Source organism: Streptomyces prunicolor, assembly GCF_045162825.1.
GTDB classification, from domain to species: domain Bacteria; phylum Actinomycetota; class Actinomycetes; order Streptomycetales; family Streptomycetaceae; genus Streptomyces; species Streptomyces prunicolor.
In genome coordinates, this window is record NZ_CP108676.1 from 9043168 (window position 1) to 9061232 (window position 18065).

The window sequence follows — 18065 nt, forward strand, 5'->3', positions numbered from 1 at the left end:
GCCGTAAGCACACACTGTTGGAGTCTCCCCACCTCGAACCTCCTTCAGGAGCTGCTGCTTTGCAGGCTGCCGTCACTGTCACGCCCGCCCGTATCCCCGAACTGCTGCTCGGCCTCGCGACCGTCCGGCCCGTCTTCATCTGGGGCGCGCCCGGCATCGGAAAGTCGTCCCTGGTGCGGGAGTTCGCCGAGTCGCTGGGTCTGGAGTGCGTGAGTCTGCTCGGTACGCAGCTCGCGCCCGAGGACCTGATCGGGGTGCCGCAGATCCGGGACGGCCGGTCGGTGTTCTGTCCGCCGGAGGCGATCGCGCGGGACGAGCCGTACTGCCTGTTCCTCGATGAACTCAACGCGGCCACACCGGATGTGCAGAAGGCGTTCTACTCGCTGATCCTGGACCGCCGTATCGGGAATTACGAACTGCCCAAGGGTTCCATCGTGATCGGTGCCGGGAACCGGGCGACCGACAACGCGCTGGCCCGGCCGATCGCGTCCGCGCTGATCAACCGGCTCACCCACGTCCACCTGGAGGCGTCGCCCAAGGACTGGCTCAACTGGGCCGCCGCCAACGGGATTCACCCGTGGATCCTGGACCACCTCACCGACCGGCCCGACCACCTGTGGTCCAAGCCGCCGAAGACCGAGGAACCCTTCTCCACGCCCCGTTCCTGGCACATGCTCTCCGACGCGCTGGGCTCCTTCGGGCCCGACCTCGACGAGGACACCCTGAAAGTGATCGCGCACGGCACGCTGACGCCCGCCCACGCGGTCGCGTTCTGCGGTTACGTCAAGATCGTGCGCAGCCGCTTCGGCATCGAGGCCGTCCTCAGGGGCGACGCTCGTTGGCCGGGCCGCACGGAGGACCGCGACCTGCTCTACTACCTCGCCGAGTCCTTCCGCGGGCGCCTCATCAAGGAACTCCCGGCCAGCAAGGAGCACTTGTCGGCGAACGGCCGCCAGACCGCGTACCGCGCCAAGTCGCTGCTCGTCCAACTTGCCGAGATCTCGGTCGAAGTGGCCCAGAGCGTCATCGCCTCGGACGACGACGGCAACCCGGTCCTCCCGGCCTGGTTCCTGGTGGAGGCGGCCCGGGACATGCCCCGGCTGGTGGAGGCGCGCCGATGAGTCCCACGCGGGAGCCGCGGTGAGCCGTACTCGCAAGAAGGACCCCGAGAAGAAGAAGCCCGACCCGGCGACCGAGGCGTTCACGGCGGGGCTGAAGCTCGTGTGGGCCAACCCCGCGCTCGCCGCGATCGACTTCGAGCTGTGCCGGGACGAGGAGTGCCCGGCCGCGCCCCACGACGGACTCGTGCTGGTCAACTCCAACGGGTATCTCCACGCGCACGCCACCCGGCTCGCCGAACCCGCCGAATGGGCCTGGGCGATCGCCCACGGGCTCATCCACCTCGGCTTCGGACACGTCCCCGGCGCACACGGCGAACGCGAACAGCCCGACCGCTTCGACCTCGCCGCCCGCTGCGTCGTCGTCAACCGCTTCCTGCTCACCTTCCCCGTCGGCCGCACCCCCGAGGACCTGCCCGCCTCCTACCCCTCGGGCGACGAGGAGCAGCTCGCGGCCCGCTGGCGCCGGGGCGGCATCCCGGCCGCCTACGAACACTGCGGCACGGCCGGCGGCGCCCCCGATCAGCGGCTCGTGCCCTGGCGCGGCTGGCCAGGGAAGCCCGTGGACTGGCAGATCGCCTTCGCGAGCGCGCTCACCCGGACCATGTCCGTCGCGATGGACATGGCGGGCGGACGCCGCGACTCGATGTACGGCGGCCCGACCCGACTCCAGCCCTGGGAACGGGCGTTGAGCTGGTTCGTCTCCTCCTACCCGCTCCTCGGCGGCATCGCGGCCGGCATCAAGGTCGTCGCCGACGCCGAACTCGCCCGCGCCCACGGCATCTCCGTCGCCGCCGTCGACACCGAGGCAGCCGAGATCTACATCAACCCGCTGCGTCAATTCGACGACGAGGAATGGCGGTTCGTCCTCGCCCACGAGATGCTGCACGCCGCCCTGCGCCACGGCGACCGCTGCGGCACCCGCGACCCCTTCCTCTTCAACATCGCCGCCGACTACGTCATCAACGGCTGGCTGTGCGAGATGGACGTCGGCACGATGCCCGAAGGCCTGCTGTACGACCCGGAGTTGAAGGACCTCTCCGCCGAGGAGGTCTACGACCGGATCGCCGGCGACCTGCGCCGGATGCGCCGCCTGGCCACCCTGCGCGGGAAGGGCGTGGGCGACATCCTCGGCGGCCCGCTCGGCAGCCCGCGCGACTACGTGGACCTCGACGAGTTCTACCGGCGCGGCCTCGCCCGCGGCCTCGACCTGCACCAGCAGCACGAACGGGGCTTCCTGCCCGGCGGGTTGGTCGAGGAGATCCGCGCGCTCAGCCATCCGCCGCTGCCGTGGGACGCCCAACTCGCCCGCTGGTTCGACGAGTTCGTGCCGCGACCGGAGCCCGTACGGTCGTACGCCCGCCCCTCGCGCCGCCAGTCCTCCACCCCCGACATCCCGCGCGCGGGCCACTATTTCCCGCCGGAGGAGATCGCCCGCTGCACCTTCGGGGTCGTCCTCGACACCTCCGGCTCCATGGACCGCACCCTCCTCGGCAAGGCACTGGGCGCGATCGCCTCGTACGCCGAGGCCCGTGACGTACCGGCCGCTCGGGTCGTGTTCTGCGACGCGGCCCCGCACGACGCGGGCTATGTGCCGGTCACGGACATCGCCGGCCGGGTGCGCGTGCACGGGCGCGGCGGCACCGTCCTGCAACCCGGGATCGACCTGCTGCACCGCGCGGACGACTTCCCGCCGGGCGCGCCGATCCTCGTCATCACGGACGGCATGTGCGACACCCTGCGGGTGCGGCGCGAACACGCCTATCTGATACCGCAGAGTGCTCGCCTGCCGTTCACCGCCCGTGGGCCGGTCTTCCGGGTGCGCTGAAGCGGAATGTGATCGGATGGGTTCGAACGACATCCGCGTCGAAAGGAAACATCGTGGCAACCACGCGCACCGCACACACCGTCTGGGAAGGCGAACTCATCAAGGGCAGCGGCGAGGTCACCTTCGACTCGTCAGGCATCGGTGTGCAGCCGGTGACGTGGGCCTCGCGCGCCGAGGACGCCAACGGCAAGACCAGCCCCGAGGAACTGATCGCCGCCGCCCACTCCAGCTGCTTCTCCATGGCGCTCTCCCACGGCCTGACCGGCGCGGGCACCCCGCCCACCCGCCTGGAGACCAAGGCCGACGTCACCTTCCAGCCCGGCGAGGGCATCACCGGCATCCACCTCACCGTCCGCGGCGAGGTCCCCGGCCTGGACGCGGCCGGCTTCGCCGCCGCCGCCGAGGACGCCAAGAAGAACTGCCCGGTCAGCCAGGCCCTCACGGGTACGACGATCACGCTGACGGTGGAATCCGCCTGACCCCCGCTTTCCCTCCCGTCTCGATGCCGCGCCCGGAAAAACGGGTGCGGCATTGACATTCCCGCACTCAAGTTCTCAGCTGGAGATCGGGCAGCGCCTGGCGGAAGGGGACGGCGATGGGACGTGCGGTCGGGATCGATCTGGGGACCACGAACTCGGTGGTCGCGGTGCTGGAGGGCGGCGAGGCCACGGTGGTGGCCAACGCCGAGGGGGCGAGGACCACACCCTCGGTCGTGGCCTTCGCCAAGAACGGCGAGGTGCTCGTCGGCGAGGTCGCCAAACGGCAGGCCGTGACGAACATCGAGCGCACCGCGCGCTCGGTCAAACGGCATATGGGCGACACGAGTTGGCGCTTCCCGGACACGGGCGCCATCGACGGGACGCGGTACCGCGCCCAGGAGTTGTCGGCGCGCGTGCTGCAGAAACTCAAGCGGGACGCGGAGGCCTATCTCGGCGAGGACGTCACCGACGCCGTGATCACCGTCCCCGCCTACTTCGACGACTCCCAGCGCCAGGCCACCAAGGAGGCCGGCGAGATCGCGGGCCTCAAGGTCCTGCGCATCATCAACGAACCGACCGCCGCCGCGCTCGCCTACGGCCTGGACCGGGGCGAGGAGCAGACCGTGCTGGTCTTCGACCTCGGCGGCGGCACCTTCGACGTGTCGTTGCTGGAGATCGGCGACGGCGTCATTGAGGTCAAGGCCACCAACGGCGACACCCATCTCGGCGGCGACGACTGGGACCAACGGGTCGTCGACTTGCTGGTCAAGAAGTTCCAGGGGCAGTACGGCATCGACCTCGGCAAGGACAAGATGGCGCTCCAACGCCTGCGCGAGGGCGCCGAGAAGGCGAAGATCGAGCTGTCCTCGTCCTCCGAGACGACGATCAACCTGCCCTACATCACCGCCTCCGCCGACGGCCCGCTGCACCTCGACGAGAAGCTGACCCGCGCCGGGTTCCAGGAACTCACCGCCGACCTCTTGGACCGTTGCAAGAACCCCTTCCACCAGGCGGTCAAGGACGCGGGCATCAAGCTCTCCGCGGTCGACCACGTCATCCTCGTCGGCGGCTCGACCCGGATGCCCGCCGTCACCGACCTCGTCAAGGAACTCACCGGCAAGGACCCGCACAAGGGCGTCAACCCCGACGAGGTCGTGGCCCTCGGCGCCGCCCTCCAGGCCGGGGTCATCCGCGGCGACGTGAAGGACGTCCTGCTCCTCGACGTCACCCCGCTGTCCCTGGGCATCGAGACCAAGGGCGGCATCATGACGAAGCTCATCGAACGCAACACGACCATCCCGACCCGGCGTTCGGAGATCTTCACCACCGCCACCGACAACCAGCCCTCGGTCGGCATCCAGGTCTACCAGGGCGAGCGTGAAATCGCCGCGTACAACAAGAAGTTGGGCGTCTTCGACCTCACAGGCCTGCCGCCCGCGCCGCGCGGGGTCCCGCAGATCGAGGTCGCCTTCGACATCGACGCCAACGGAATCATGCATGTCTCGGCGAAGGACCTGGCGACCGGCCGCGAACAGAAGATGACCGTCACCGGCGGCTCCGCCCTGGCCAAGGACGACATCGACCGCATGATGCGGGAGGCCGAACAGTACGCGGACGAGGACCGCAAGCGCCGCGAGGCCGCCGAGACCCGCAACCAGGCCGAGCAACTCGTCTACCAGACCGAGAAGTTCATCCACGAGAACGAGGAACGTGTCCAGGCCGACATCAGGACCGAGGTCGAGTCGGCGGCCACGGAACTGAAGTCCCTCCTTGAACACAACGCCGACACCGCCGAGTTGCGCACCGGCGTGGAGAAACTCGCGACAGTCAGCCAGCGGATGGGCCAGGCGATGTACGCGCAGGCCGCGCAGCAGTCACCCACGGAGCAGGCGGAGCACACCGAGGAGGAACCCGACTCCGCGCGGCAGCACGATGAGGAGGAAGGTGTCGTCGACGCGGAGATCGTCGACGACGAACGGGACACGAAGGGCGGCGCCGCGTAACCTGCGCTCCCTTGCCCGCCCACGGTGTCGAACCCGGGGCGGGGCGGGGGAGCGCACCCGTTCACCGCAGCCGTACGGGTCAGAGCCCGCGGGCGTAGGGGTCAGGCCTTGCGGGCGACCCCGCCGTACAGGGGCACGATGCCCTCCGCCTGGGCCGCCACGTCCTCCGGGTCCGGGCGCCAGCCGTAGACCGAGATGACGCCCGGGCCGAGCAGCTCCAGGCCGTCGAAGAACCGGGAGAACTCGGCCAGGGAGCGGGGATAGAACGGGGTGCCGCTGCGGCGGAAGTGCTCGGCCGCCTTCGCGATGGCCTCCGGGTTGAGGTCGGGGGTGACCTGCGACATCACCAGGTAGCTGCCCGGGGCGAGTACGTCGACGTAGCGCTTGATCAGGCCGTACACGTCGTCGCTGTCGGTGGCGTCGCCCAGGTAGTGGGTGAGCGCGACCAGCGACAGCGCGACCGGCTGGGTGAAGTCCAGGGTCTCGCCGGCCAGCCGCAGGATCGTGTCCGGGTCGCGGACGTCGGCGTGCACGTACTCGGTGCTGCCCTCGGCCGAGCCGTGGAGCAGGGCCTCCGCGTGCCGCAGCACGATCGGGTCGTTGTCCGCGTACACGACCTTGGCGTCCGGGGCGACACCCTGCGCCACCTGGTGCAGGTTCGGCTCGGTGGGGATGCCGGTGCCGATGTCCAGGAACTGGCGTATCCCGGCCTCGGCGGTGGTTCGCGTCGCCCGGTGCATGAACCGGCGGTTGGCCCGCGCGCCGCGCAGCGCGGTGGCGTCGACGGCGAGGATCCGGCGGGCCAGTTCCTCGTCCACCGGGTAGTTGTCCTTGCCGCCGAGCCACCAGTCGTACACCCGCGCCGGGTGCGGCCGGCTGGTGTCGATACGGGTGGGCGCGGCTTCGGATCCGGTCATGCGGTGTCGTCTCCTCGGGAGTTCCGAACTACGGGAGTCCAGGTCTTCTTGGTGCCGGGACCGTGCTCAGAAGGTCTCGCGGTAGTCCCGCAGGATCTTCTTGGTGCGCTGTGCGGACGCGGCGTGCGCCGTCATGTGGTCGAGGACCTCCAGATGCGCGGAGACCTCCGTACGGGAGTCCAGATACAGGGCGCCGGTCAGATACTCGGTGAACACCATGTCGGGCAGCTCCGGCTCGGTGAAACGGAACAGCGAGAAGGGCGCGTACGTCCCGGGGTGCGGGCCGTTCTCGAACTCGGCGACCTGGAGCGTGACCCGGTCGCGCTCGCCGAACTCCAGGAGTTTGTCGAGCTGTTCGCGCATCACCTCGCCGTGGATGCTCACCGGACGCCGCAGCACGGTCTCGTCCATGATCACCCACAGGTGCGGCGGATTGTCCCGTTCCAACAGCCCCTGCCGCGCCATCCGCAGCGACACATGCCGCTCGATGGTCTCCGGACCGGTCTGCCCGATCGTCCCGGCGTCCATCACGGCACGGGCGTAGGCCTCGGTCTGCAACAGGCCCGGCACGAAGTGCGGTTCGTAGGAGCGGATCAGCCCGGCGGCGCCCTCCAGGCTCACGTACAGGCTGAACCACTCCGGCAGCACATCGTGGAACCGCTGCCACCAACCCGGCTGGTTCGCCTCCTCGGTGAGCGCGATGAACGCGGCCGTCTCCTCCTCGGGCACCCCGTACGTCGTCAACAGCACCTGGACGTACGGTACTTTCAGCGCGACCTCGGCCATCTCCATCCGCCGTACGGTCGCCGGGGCCACTCGCAGGACCTGCGCGGCCTCCTCGCGCTTGATGCCGGCCGCCTCACGCAACTCCTGCAGCCTTCTGCCCAGCACCACTTGGCCCACCGTGGGCGCGGGCCGTCGTTCACTCACGCCACGCCTCCCCACGCGCCGAAGTCTGGGGGCAGTGTGCCATGTTCCGGCCACCGTCTCAGCGGTTCGGAGGTGATCATTCGTCAGTCTCCCAGCGCGTGCAGGTACTTGGCGGTCGCCGGGTCGGCCGGAAGGAACGTCTCGATCGCCAGCTCCGAGACCGTCACGTCCATCGGGGTGTTGAACGTGGAGATCGAGGAGACGAAGGACAGCACCCGGCCGTCGTGCTCGATCCGCATCGGGAGCGCGAAGTACGGGACGGACGAGGAGGGTTCGTCTCCGGAGTCTCCGTCGTCTCCGGCGGCAGTCCTCTCGGGCGCCGGGTACGCGGCGACCTCCTCGTACAGCGCCCGCAGCGGCTCGGAGCGGTGCAGGGCGATCTGCCGTTCCATCTGCGCGAGCAGGTGCCCGCGCCATTCACCCAGATTGCGGATGCGTGGTGCCATCCCCCGCGGGTGGAGCGTCAACCGCATCGCGTTGAGCGGGGGTTGGAGGAGGGACTCCGGTACGCCGTCCAGGAGCATGGTGATGCCCCGGTTCGCCGCGACCACGTCGTAGCCGGCGTCGACCACCAGCGCCGGATACGGCTCGTAGCCCTGGATCAACCGCTCCAGACCCTCGCGCAACGCGTCCAACGCCGGGTCGTCCAGCGGGGTTTCCGGATAGTGCGGGGCGTAACCGGCCGCCAGGAGAAGGGAGTTGCGCTCGCGTACGGGAACATCCAGGTGCTCGGCGAGCCGTAGGACCATCTCCTCGCTCGGCCGGGACCGCCCCGTCTCGACGAAGCTGATGTGCCGCGCCGAGGAGTCGGCCCGCAACGCCAGCTCCAGCTGACTGACCCGCCGCCGCTCCCGCCAGGCCCGCAACAAGGGGCCGACGCCCTTGCCGGCCGGGGCGGCGGCAGCGATGTCGGTGCCGGTAGGGACAATGGTCATACGCACGACCGTAGTCGAAGGAGAGCGCACGTGAACGAGTCGAGGAGCCCGTCCGGGCAGGCCGCCGGGAACTCCATGGGGGCCACGGCGATGTACCGGGCCAGAGTCCGCGGCTGCCTCCTGGGCGGCGCGGTCGGCGACGCCCTCGGTTACGCGATCGAGTTCACCTCCCTCGACCGCATCCGCGCGACCCACGGACGGCACGGGGTGACGGGATACGTGCCCGGCGCCCACGGCGCCCTGGGCCTGATCAGCGACGACACCCAGATGACCCTGTTCACCGTCGAAGCGCTCATCCAGGCCCACGCGCGGGAACGGAAGAAGGGCATCGGCGGCGCCTGGTCCCAACTGCTGCGCGAGGCGTACGAGCGCTGGCTGGAGACCCAGTCCAAGCCCGCACCGGGCGACAGCGCCACGTCCGGTCTGCTCGCCGAGCCCTGGCTGTACGCCCGCCGCGCCCCCGGCAACGCCTGCCTGTCCGGGGTCGCCCAGAGCTACGCGCCCGACCCGTGGCTCCCTCTCGACGGCAAGCCCGGCCGCGTCAACCCCGACTCCAAGGGCTGCGGCACGGTGATGCGCTCGGCCCCCTTCGGCCTGGTCAACACGGCCGACGGTGCCTTCGAGATGGCCGCCCGCGGCGCCCAGATCACCCACGGCCACCCCACCGGCTACTACGCGGCGGGCGCCCTCGCCGCGATCGTCGCGCACCTGGTCGCCGGGGACTCCCTGGAAGGTTCGGTCCTGCGCGCGCTACGACTCCTGGAGCGCCACCCCGCTCACGAGGAGACCTCGGCCGCCCTCCGCGCAGCCCTCGACCTGGCCGCCGAGGGCTCGCCCACCGAGGAGAAGGTCGAGTCGCTCGGCGCGGGCTGGGTCGCGGAGGAGGCCCTCGCGATCGGCGTCTACAGCGCGCTCGCGGCGAGAGACGTGAAAGCCGCGCTGCTGCTGGCCGTGAACCACTCCGGCGACAGTGACTCCACCGGCTCCATCTGCGGCAACATCCTGGGCGCCCGCTACGGCGACCACGGCCTGCCGCACAGCTGGGTCCAGCAGGTCGAGGGCCGCGCCGCGATCGCCGCCCTCGCCGACGATCTCGCGGCCGAGTGCGTACAGGGCTGACCGCCGGGCACCCTTCCGACCAGGGGCGCGGCCACCTGCCTGCGGTACGCGGCCGGTGACACGGTGCCTGTGGCACGCTGAAGAGAACGTCACCCGAACCTCGTTCGAAGTCCCACCCGAAGCCTGATGTGAAGCCCTACCCGAAGCCCTGTCCGAAGTCCAACCCCGAGGAAGGAGCGAGGCCATGCCCGTCGCCCCGTTGTCGCAGAAGGAGATCGAGGGCCACCTCGCGGAACTGCCGGGCTGGTCGGTGGACACCGACCACCTCACCCGCGCGTACCGCCTCGCCTCCCACTTCGCGGCCACCGCGATGGTCGTCCACATCGCTCAGGTCCAGGAGGAACTCGACCACCACTCCGACCTGACCCTCGGCTACAACACCGTCACCCTCACCGTGAACACCCACAGCGTGGGCGGCGCGATCACCGAGCTGGACTTCCAACTGGCGCGCAGGGTCGAGGATTTGGCCCCGGGCCACGGCGCGGGCTGACCGGAGCCGAAGAGGAGGGACGGGCAGCGGCGGGCAGCGACGGGGAGAGGCAGGGCAGAAGCGCGTGCTCGACTACGACAAGGAAGCCGACGCGTACGACGCGACGCGTGGCGGTGAGCCCCGCGCCGCAGCGGCCGCCGAGGCGGTACTGGGCTTCGTCCCGCGGAACGCCCAAAGCCTCCTGGACGTGGCCTGCGGCACCGGCATCGTCACCCGCCGCCTGGCCGCGGCCCGCCCCGGCCTCCGGGTGACGGGCCTCGACGCCGCACCGGCCATGGTCCGCAGAGCGGCAGCGAGGGTACCGGGCTCCGTACTCCTCGCGGACAGCCGTCAACTCCCTCTCCCCGACGGGGTGTTCGACGCGGTGACCACCGTATGGCTGCTGCATCTGGTGGACGGCCCACAGGACGCCAGGGCGATCATCGCGGAGTGCGCGCGGGTCCTGCGCCCTGGCGGCGTGTACATCACCACGGTCGACAAGGCCCTCGCCCACGACGTCGGCAGCGACATCGACGCCGTCCTCGCACCCCGCCCGCGCCGCCCCGCCCAGGACGACGCTGACCAAGTCCGGGCGTACGCCGCCGAGTTCGGCCTCCGCCCGGCCGGTACGGCCCGCTTCCTGGGCCACGGTCAGGGCCGCAGCCCCCGCAGTACGGCCGCGGACCTGCGACGCGGCTGGTTCACCCAGCTGCCGCCCGGCGAACCGCTGACCGAGGGGTTCGTCGCCGAGCTCGAGTCGCTCCCGGACCAGGAACGGCCGCGCGCGGACCCCGAGTTCACGATCCTGGCCTTCAGGAAGCCTTCGGCCGGGTGAAGTCCATCGTCCAGTTGGTCACCCAGCTCGCCCCGTCGTCCACCGAGAACGCCTGCTCCCAGCGCGCGCCGCTCGCGGAGACCCCCGACCACACGAACCGCACCCGCACATCCTTCCCGTCGTGCGTGTCGTCGCCGTAGAACTCGCCCCGGCCGTCCTCGAACCGCCCGGTCACCGGCGGGAACAGCTTCCCGGTGCCGCTCGACGACCAGTTCAGGGACCACTGTTCGGTCTCCCGGTCGAAGAGCCGCAGGGTCAGCCCCTTCGACCGCAGGTACGGCATGTCGATCTCGTCGACGTTCGCGGCGCCGTCGAAGAACGGCAGGCAGCGGCTCGCGCCCGCGAACTCCTCCCAGCCGCTGCCGGGTTGGAGGAAGTCGGTGAGCCGACGGTTCGCGACCTCCAACTCGCCGTGGAGGAAGTCGAAGTCATGCGGGCTGCTCATGTGCGGTCTCCAGTGGTTCCGGCGGGCAGGGAGTCGGCCAAGTAGGCGTCGAGGTCCGGGACTTCGGGCGCGAGCAAGTGCCGTACCCAGGCGTCCCGTTCGTGCAGGATCGGCGGCAGCTCCCAGACACAGCCGATCCACGGCAGGTCGGGGATGACGAAGTGGGTCGGGTCGAGGTCCGGGCAGCCCAGCACCGGCTGGCCGGCCGACGCGCACCGGAAGTGCAGGACGTTGTCCCACACCCAGCTGTAAGCGTTCAGATAGGCACCGTCGTCACCGCCTCGATGCAGCACGACGAACGTCGCCGGGGGAGTGCCGTCCGGCTCGGGCAGTAGCTCCGGCAGGATCGCGTACGCCGCCTTCTCCACCTCGGGTGCGATCCCTGCGGGGTCGGCGGTGACGTGGTAGCGCTTGATGTGCCGCCCGGCCACCTCGATCGGCGGTGGCACGGTCAGCAGTTTCTCCGTGAAGGGCATGGCAGGACGCTACGACGACTTCACTGACATCCTGTGTCAGTGAAGTCCAGCCGACTTGTCTCGATCCTCCTGCTGCTCCAGACCCGGGGCCGGATGACCGCCGCTCAGCTCGCCGAGGCCCTGGAGGTCTCGGTCCGCACGGTCTACCGGGACGTCGAGGCACTGAGCGCGGCGGGCGTCCCGTTGTACGGCGACGCGGGCCACGCCGGCGGCTACCGCCTCCTCGACGGCTACCGCACCCGCCTGACCGGCCTCACCACGGACGAGGCCGAAGCCCTGTTCCTCGCCGGAGCGCCGGGACCGGCCGCCGAACTGGGCCTCGGCCCGGTCCTGGCCGCCGCCCAGCTGAAGGTACGCGCGGCCCTCCCGGCCGAACTGCGCGAGCACGCCGACCGGATCAGCGGCCGGTTCCACCTGGACGCGCCGGGCTGGTACGCGGAGGCCGACGAGACACCGTTCCTGCATACAGTCGCCGACGCCGTATGGAACAACCGTGTCCTGTATGCCATGTACCGCCGCTGGCGCGAGCCCACCGACGTGGAGCGCCGCCTGGAGCCGTACGGCCTCGTACTGAAGGCGGGCCGCTGGTACGTCGTCGCCGGCCCCGGACCGCGTACCTTCCGCGTCGACCAGATCCTCGAACTCACCCCCTCCGCCTCCGGCGAAGAGTTCATCCGTCCGGAGGGCTTCGACCTGGCCGCCTACTGGACGGCCCACCAACGGGACTTCCACGACCGCCTGTACCGCAGTGAGGCGGTGGTCCGGCTGGCGCCGGGGGTGACCCTCGCCCGTGCGGTTCCGGTGAACGGGCGGACGGAGCGGGACGGTTGGACCCTGATGGCGGTCCCGATCGAGTCCGTCGAGCTCGCGCACGGCGAATTCCTGCGGCTGGGCACGAACATCGAGGTCCTCGCACCGCCCGAACTGCGCGACCGCATCGCCCACACGGTGGCTCAACTGGCCGAAAGGTACGGCAACTTGCTCACAGGCAGCGGCAACTGAGGGTACGCAACCCGTCCGTCCTCCCAGGAGGTACGCCACGTGAGCCACCCGCACCCGCACGTGCACCCACATGTCCGCCCACCCCACCACCCCCGCGGACGAAGGGCCGTACTCTCCGCCCTGACCGCCGCGGCGGCCCTGGTCCTCGCCGGACTCACCACCGGCGGGACCGCGGAGGCCGCCACCGCCCGCCAGGTCGAGGCCCTCGACCGGGGCGTCGTCAGCGTCCACACGGACAGCGGCAACCTGGTCAGCTGGCGCTGGCTCGGCACCGACCCCGACGACGTCTCCTTCAACGTCTACCGCGCCGGTACGAAGGTCAACTCCGCCCTGATCACCGGCTCCACGAACTACTTCCACGCCGGCGCGCCCGCCCAGGCCGACTACACGGTCCGAGCCATCGTCGGCGGCACGGAACAGGCCGACTCGGTCCACGCGATCCAGCTCCGCACCGGCTACAAGGACGTCCCGATCACCCCGCCCGCAGGCGGCACGACCCCCGACGGAGTCGCGTACACCTACGAGGCCAACGACGCCTCCGTGGGCGACCTCGACGGCGACGGCAGGCTCGACTTCGTCCTCAAGTGGCAGCCCACGAACGCCAAGGACAACTCCCAGTCCGGCTACACCGGGAACACCATCCTCGACGGGATCACCCTCGACGGCACCCGCCTGTGGCGCATCGACCTGGGCCGCAACATCCGCTCCGGCGCGCACTACACGCAGTTCCAGGTGTACGACTACGACGGCGACGGCAAGGCCGAGGTCGCCATGAAGACGGCCGACGCCACGGTCGACGGGGCAGGCACGGTCATCGGCAACTCGGCTGCGGACTACCGCAATGCGAGCGGCTATGTGCTGTCGGGCCCCGAGTACCTGACCATGTTCAACGGCCGGACCGGCAAGGCGATGAGCACCGTCGACTACGTCCCGGCGCGCGGCACGGTCTCCTCCTGGGGCGACTCGTACGGCAACCGGGTCGACCGATTCCTCGCCGGTACCGCCTACTTGGACGGTTCCCGTCCCTCCCTGATCATGGCGCGCGGCTACTACACGCGCACGGTGATCGCAGCCTGGGACTGGCGGAACGGCGCCTTCACCCGCCGCTGGACCTTCGACACCAACTCCTCGACCAACACCGGCAAGGGCTACGACGCCCAGGGCAACCACCAGTTGGCGATCGCGGACGTCGACGGGGACGGCAAGGACGAGATCGTCTACGGCTCGATGGCCGTCGACGACAACGGCTCCGGCCTGTGGACCACGAAGAACGGCCACGGAGACGCCCTGCACGTAGGGGACTTGGACCCCTCCCGCCCGGGCCTGGAGGAGTTCAAGGTCGACGAGGACTCCTCGAAACCGTCCTCGTGGATGGCCGACGCGAAGACCGGCGCGGTCATCTGGTCCACGCCGGCCAACGGCGACAACGGCCGCGGTGTCTCCGGGGACATCTGGGCGGGCAGCGCGGGCGCCGAGTCCTGGTCGGCGTCGGAGAGCGGCGTCCGCGATCCGAAGGGCACGGTGGTGGCGAGCCGCAAGCCCTCCAGCACCAACTTCCTGTCCTGGTGGGACGGTGACCCGGTGCGCGAACTCCTCGACGCCACCCACATCGACAAGTACGGCACCGTCGCCGACACCCGCCTGCTGACCGTCTCCGGTGTCCACTCCAACAACACCACCAAGGCGACCCCGTCGCTGTCCGGTGACCTCCTCGGCGACTGGCGCGAGGAGGTCGTCTGGCCCACCACGGACAACACGGCGCTACGGATCTACTCGACCCCGTACGAGACGAGCACCAGGATCACGACCCTGCTCCACGACACCCAGTACCGCACGGCCCTGGCCTGGCAGAACACCGCATACAACCAACCGCCCCACCCGAGCTTCTACATCGGCGACGGGATGACGACGGCGCCCCGGCCGACGGTGTACACGCCGTAGAAGCCGAACACACGCCGGAGAACCTGATCGGAACCGCTCGGCTCAGCTGAACCCGCCGCTGAAGTCGGAGTTCAGCTGGGCCGAGCAGATGTTGTAACCGCCTTGCGCCTGACCGGACTTGGTCTTGCCGTCGATGGTGATGGAGCAGTGGATGTTGCCGCCGCCCTGGAGCTGCGCGGTGACCTGGTAGTACAGGGCGTCACTGTTGACACTGATGGTCTTCGACAGGGGCAGGCCCTTGCCCTGGAGGTTGGTGCCGTCACTGCCGTAGGTGATGTCGACGCCGGAGGGCGCGCTGCCCCACACCTTGATGAGGGCCTTGCCGGACGGCGCGTCGTCACTGGTCGTCGCGGCCTTCGTCGCCTTGGCCTTCACGGTCTTGGTGACGGTGACCGTGGGCCCGGGCTCGGCCTTCTCGACCTTGGCCGCCTTGGGCGCGGCGGTGACTGTCCTGGTGGCGGTGACCGTTCTGGTCGCGGCGGGCTCGGCACTCGTCTTCTCGCTGCCGCCACTGCCGTTGCCCGCGACTCCGATCAGCGCGCCCAGCGTGAAGAGGGCGATCGCGCCGGGGACGGCCACATGCTTGCGGGCCCATTTGGGACCTGGCGGTGGCGGGGCGGGGACGTACGAGGGTGGCATGGGTGGTGGCGGCTGGTACGACATGGGGTCCCCCTGGCGATTAGTTGGGGGTTGAACTTAACGCCCGATATAAGGGTGGCGTGAGGTGCGTGAAGAATAGGTAACCGATTTGTGACGTCGGAGTGGAGGGTGCGCACCCTGAAGCGCGCACCCCCCTGGTCAGGCCACCGTGCAGCTCTGATCGCCCACCTTGAACGCGCTCGGTTTCGTATTCACCCCCGACCAACTCCCCGTGAACCCGAACCCCACCGACGACCCCGCGGCCACCGTCCCGTTCCAGCTCACGTTCTTCGTCGTCACCGTCGCGCCCGACTGGCTGTAGTCGGCGTTCCACAACTGGCCGATCTGCTGCCCGTCCGCAAAGGACCAGCCAAGTGCCCAACCACTCCAGGTAGTTGAGCCGGAGTTCGTCAGTTGCACATCGGCCTGGAAGCCGCCTGTCCACTGGTTCGTGATTTTGTACGTCACCACGCAGGCGCCGGTCGGCGTCGGATCGGTACCTCCACCACCCCCGCTCCCACCGTCACCGGCGTCGGAGGAGTCGCCGTAGACGACCCCGCGGCCGTTCGTCGACACATACACCCGGCCGTACACCCGCGGGTCACCGGTGATCGCCGCGCCGGTCCAACCCCATTGATGCGCATCGTCGTTGATCCGCGTCCAGGTCACGCCCTTGTCGGTCGAGCGGAAGATGCCGCGTACGCCGCCGATCTTCGCGCTCGCATAGAGCGTCTGGTACGAGGCACCGGTCGCCGCCTTGCCGAAGCCGATGGTGTCGGCCTGGTCGACGTTCGCGAGCTTGGCGAAGGTGGCGCCCCCGTCCGTGGAGTGCCACAGCCCGTACGCCCCGTCGCCGGCCCCACCCGCCAGCCAGACGTCCCCCTTCGCACCGGGCAGCGCCTTGAAGCGTACGCTGTCACCGCCGGGCAGACCGGTCCCCGCCGACGCGGTGAAGGTCGCCCCGCCGTCCGAACTGACGTAGAAACGGCCGGACTTGAAGCCGTAGAAGGCCTTGGCATCCACCCGGTCCGACTCGACGATCGCACCCGCAGGGATACCGCTGGACGCGGCCCAGGACGAGCCGAAACCCGTCGCGTACTGCACCCCCGCACCCGCCGGGCTCCATACGAACCGACTCCCGTCGGCCGCCGCGGCGACGGTCCCGCCCCCGCTGACACCCGAAGGATCGGTCCCCGCGAACCAATTGGCGCCGTTGTCCGTCGAGAACGCGATGTGCGCTCCCGAGTCCACATTGCCCACGCGTACAACGGTGTTGGGGTTGGCCTCTGCGAAGTCGAGACTCGTGGTCGTCGTGAAGGAAGGCGAAGTGAACATCATCGAGGGGACCTTGGTCAGATCCGTGTGCCGGAACCCGCCGATGTCGCCCAGCGCGCTGAGGAGTTGGGCCCCGCCGGACGGGGGAGCGGCGAGGTCGTTCACGGCCGTCTCCTCCAGCCCCTGCACCATCGGCTTCACGGTGAACTGGCCGCCGCTGTCCCAGTTCGTCAGATTCTCCGTGCCGTAGAGCGTCGCCCCCGTCCCGTACATCATCCGGTTCGAGTCGAACGGGTCGATCTCCAGCGACTCGGTCATCCACCCGAGTTTCGGGGCCTGTTCGGGCGGCGACGGGTTCGCGCCGAAGGTCAGCCAGGGCGAGGACGACACGTCCATGGTGTAGCGGTTCGCACGGTTGGGATACGACGTGTAGTCCCACGCCTTCGTCCAGGTGCCGCCGCTGTCCGTGGAGCGGAAGATCTGCGTGTCCGGCCACCAGGAGCTGTACGCCGTCGCCATCACGGTCCCGGGATGCTGCCGGTCCACGGTCAGTCCGCTGAACCCGTAGTAGGTGTCGGCCTCCGCGACCGGGCTGATGTTGGTCCACGTACCGGTAGCGGTCGCGTACCGCCACACCTGCCCCTTGCCGCCGTCGTACGGGCCGCCCTTGTCGCTGTATGCGATGTACAGATAACCGTTGACCGCATCCAGTACACCCTTGTGCGCCAGATACCCGGTGGGCTGCCCGGCCACCCGCGACCACGTAGCCCCCGCGTCCGTCGACCGGTACACGGCGTTGGCCTGGTCGGCGACCCCGACATAGATCGTCTTGGTCGCGTTGCCGGCCGTACCCGTCGACTCGTCGAAGGTGACCCACACGATGCCCTGGTTGTCGCTGGCGTAGCCGCTCGTGTCGGTCGGATCCTGCACGTAGTTCCCGACGTTGGGGAAGTTCGCCACCTGCGACCAGGTGACCCCGGAGTCGGTGGACCGCCACAACCCCTTACCGCTCGGTGCCCCCAGATACAGCACGCTGTCCTTGTGCGGATCGACGGCCAACCGCTCACCCATACCGCGCCCCGGCATGTTCCCACCGAGCTTGAACGGCAGATCGGTCTTCTGCCAACTCCCGCCCCGGTCCGCCGACCTGAGCACGGCCCCGTTCGTTGGATCCCAACTGTTCGTATACGTACCGACAGCCGCGTACACCTTGTCCGGATCGACGGAGTCGGACGCGAGACTCACCACCCCGGTGTGCCCCCACGCGTCCCACCCGACCGAGTCCAACAAGGGCGTCCAGGTCTTCGTCGTCTCCTGCCACCGATAGGCCCCGCCGATGTCGGTACGGGCGTAGGCGAGATTCTTCTCGCTCCGGTTGAAGACGATGCCGGGCACGAACCCGCCACCGTCGATCCGGGCGTTGTGCCATGTGTAGGTGTCGGCCGCGAGCGTCCCGCCTGGGGTGTCGGTGGCGAGGGCGGACGGGCCGCCCGCAAGCAGGCCGGCCGCGAGTGCCAGAACGGCCAGGAGAGTTCGGGTTCTTCGCACAGTGGGTTCCTCTCTGAGGGAGGAGCAGAGACACGAGCGCCGGGCGACCCCCAGTGCGGGTGGGGGCCGCCCGGCCGATGGGCCGGCTCCGTGGGAGCACGGGCGG

General features: G+C 69.8%; 16 protein-coding genes. 9 read left to right on the top strand and 7 right to left on the bottom strand.

The features are described 5' to 3' along the window. Positions 1–59 precede the first annotated feature (59 nt). From OG588_RS41105 to dnaK, 4 genes are all read left to right on the top strand, one after another. A complete protein-coding gene (locus OG588_RS41105) occupies positions 60–1121 on the top strand; it encodes an ATP-binding protein (protein WP_405951677.1) in 1062 nt (353 codons plus the stop codon). 19 nt (positions 1122–1140) lie between these two features. Then, entirely contained in the window at positions 1141–2946 is a 1806-nt protein-coding gene (locus OG588_RS41110) for a DUF2201 family putative metallopeptidase (protein ID WP_405951678.1), read from the top strand. Positions 2947–2999: 53 nt separating this feature from the next. Beyond that, positions 3000–3425 carry an OsmC family peroxiredoxin gene (locus OG588_RS41115; protein WP_393030047.1) on the top strand — a complete coding sequence of 142 codons (426 nt, stop codon included), beginning with the start codon at positions 3000–3002 and terminating at the stop codon, positions 3423–3425. A 116-nt stretch (positions 3426–3541) separates the two neighbouring features. Further along, positions 3542–5428 (top strand): molecular chaperone DnaK, encoded by a 1887-nt coding sequence (gene dnaK, locus OG588_RS41120; RefSeq protein WP_405951679.1) that lies wholly within the window; start codon positions 3542–3544, stop codon positions 5426–5428. Between the two features lie 101 nt (positions 5429–5529). On the opposite strand, the gene OG588_RS41125 is transcribed toward dnaK, so the two are convergent. The 3 genes from OG588_RS41125 to OG588_RS41135 form a co-directional block, all read right to left on the bottom strand. Then, positions 5530–6345 (bottom strand): SAM-dependent methyltransferase, encoded by an 816-nt coding sequence (locus OG588_RS41125; RefSeq protein ID WP_405951680.1) that lies wholly within the window; start codon positions 6343–6345, stop codon positions 5530–5532. A 66-nt stretch (positions 6346–6411) separates the two neighbouring features. Continuing rightward, entirely contained in the window at positions 6412–7275 is an 864-nt protein-coding gene (locus OG588_RS41130) for a helix-turn-helix domain-containing protein (RefSeq protein WP_405951681.1), read from the bottom strand. 83 nt (positions 7276–7358) lie between these two features. Further along, the gene (locus tag OG588_RS41135) at positions 7359–8210 is read right to left on the bottom strand and encodes a helix-turn-helix domain-containing protein (RefSeq protein WP_405951682.1); all 852 of its coding nucleotides are present in this window, start codon (positions 8208–8210) and stop codon (positions 7359–7361) included. Positions 8211–8285: 75 nt separating this feature from the next. Between OG588_RS41135 and OG588_RS41140 the strand changes: the two genes are divergently transcribed. From OG588_RS41140 to OG588_RS41150, 3 genes are all read left to right on the top strand, one after another. Continuing rightward, a complete protein-coding gene (locus OG588_RS41140; RefSeq protein ID WP_405953337.1) occupies positions 8286–9329 on the top strand; it encodes an ADP-ribosylglycohydrolase family protein in 1044 nt (347 codons plus the stop codon). Between the two features lie 184 nt (positions 9330–9513). Next, positions 9514–9819, top strand: coding sequence for a 4a-hydroxytetrahydrobiopterin dehydratase (locus OG588_RS41145; protein ID WP_405951683.1), 306 nt, complete (start codon positions 9514–9516; stop codon positions 9817–9819). 64 nt (positions 9820–9883) lie between these two features. Continuing rightward, positions 9884–10633 (top strand): class I SAM-dependent methyltransferase, encoded by a 750-nt coding sequence (locus OG588_RS41150; protein WP_405951684.1) that lies wholly within the window; start codon positions 9884–9886, stop codon positions 10631–10633. On the opposite strand, the gene OG588_RS41155 is transcribed toward OG588_RS41150, so the two are convergent. Next, a complete protein-coding gene (locus OG588_RS41155) occupies positions 10611–11078 on the bottom strand; it encodes a hypothetical protein (RefSeq protein ID WP_405951685.1) in 468 nt (155 codons plus the stop codon). The two genes, OG588_RS41150 and OG588_RS41155, sit on opposite strands and share 23 nt — an antisense overlap. After that, positions 11075–11554 (bottom strand): hypothetical protein, encoded by a 480-nt coding sequence (locus OG588_RS41160; RefSeq protein ID WP_405951686.1) that lies wholly within the window; start codon positions 11552–11554, stop codon positions 11075–11077. The genes OG588_RS41155 and OG588_RS41160 overlap by 4 nt, the downstream gene beginning before the upstream one ends. A 39-nt stretch (positions 11555–11593) precedes the next feature. Between OG588_RS41160 and OG588_RS41165 the strand changes: the two genes are divergently transcribed. Further along, positions 11594–12556, top strand: a complete 963-nt coding sequence (locus tag OG588_RS41165) for a helix-turn-helix transcriptional regulator (RefSeq protein WP_405951687.1) — start codon at positions 11594–11596, stop codon at positions 12554–12556. A gap of 39 nt (positions 12557–12595) precedes the next feature. After that, positions 12596–14497, top strand: a complete 1902-nt coding sequence (locus OG588_RS41170; protein WP_405951688.1) for a rhamnogalacturonan lyase — start codon at positions 12596–12598, stop codon at positions 14495–14497. A gap of 42 nt (positions 14498–14539) precedes the next feature. Here the strand turns inward: OG588_RS41170 and OG588_RS41175 are convergent, their stop codons facing one another. Both OG588_RS41175 and OG588_RS41180 read right to left on the bottom strand, forming a co-directional pair. After that, positions 14540–15160: a hypothetical protein gene (locus OG588_RS41175; protein ID WP_405951689.1), complete on the bottom strand. Its 621-nt coding sequence runs from the start codon at positions 15158–15160 to the stop codon at positions 14540–14542. A gap of 135 nt (positions 15161–15295) precedes the next feature. Then, positions 15296–17959, bottom strand: coding sequence for a cellulose binding domain-containing protein (locus OG588_RS41180; RefSeq protein ID WP_405951690.1), 2664 nt, complete (start codon positions 17957–17959; stop codon positions 15296–15298). Between the last annotated feature and the right edge of the window lie 106 nt (positions 17960–18065).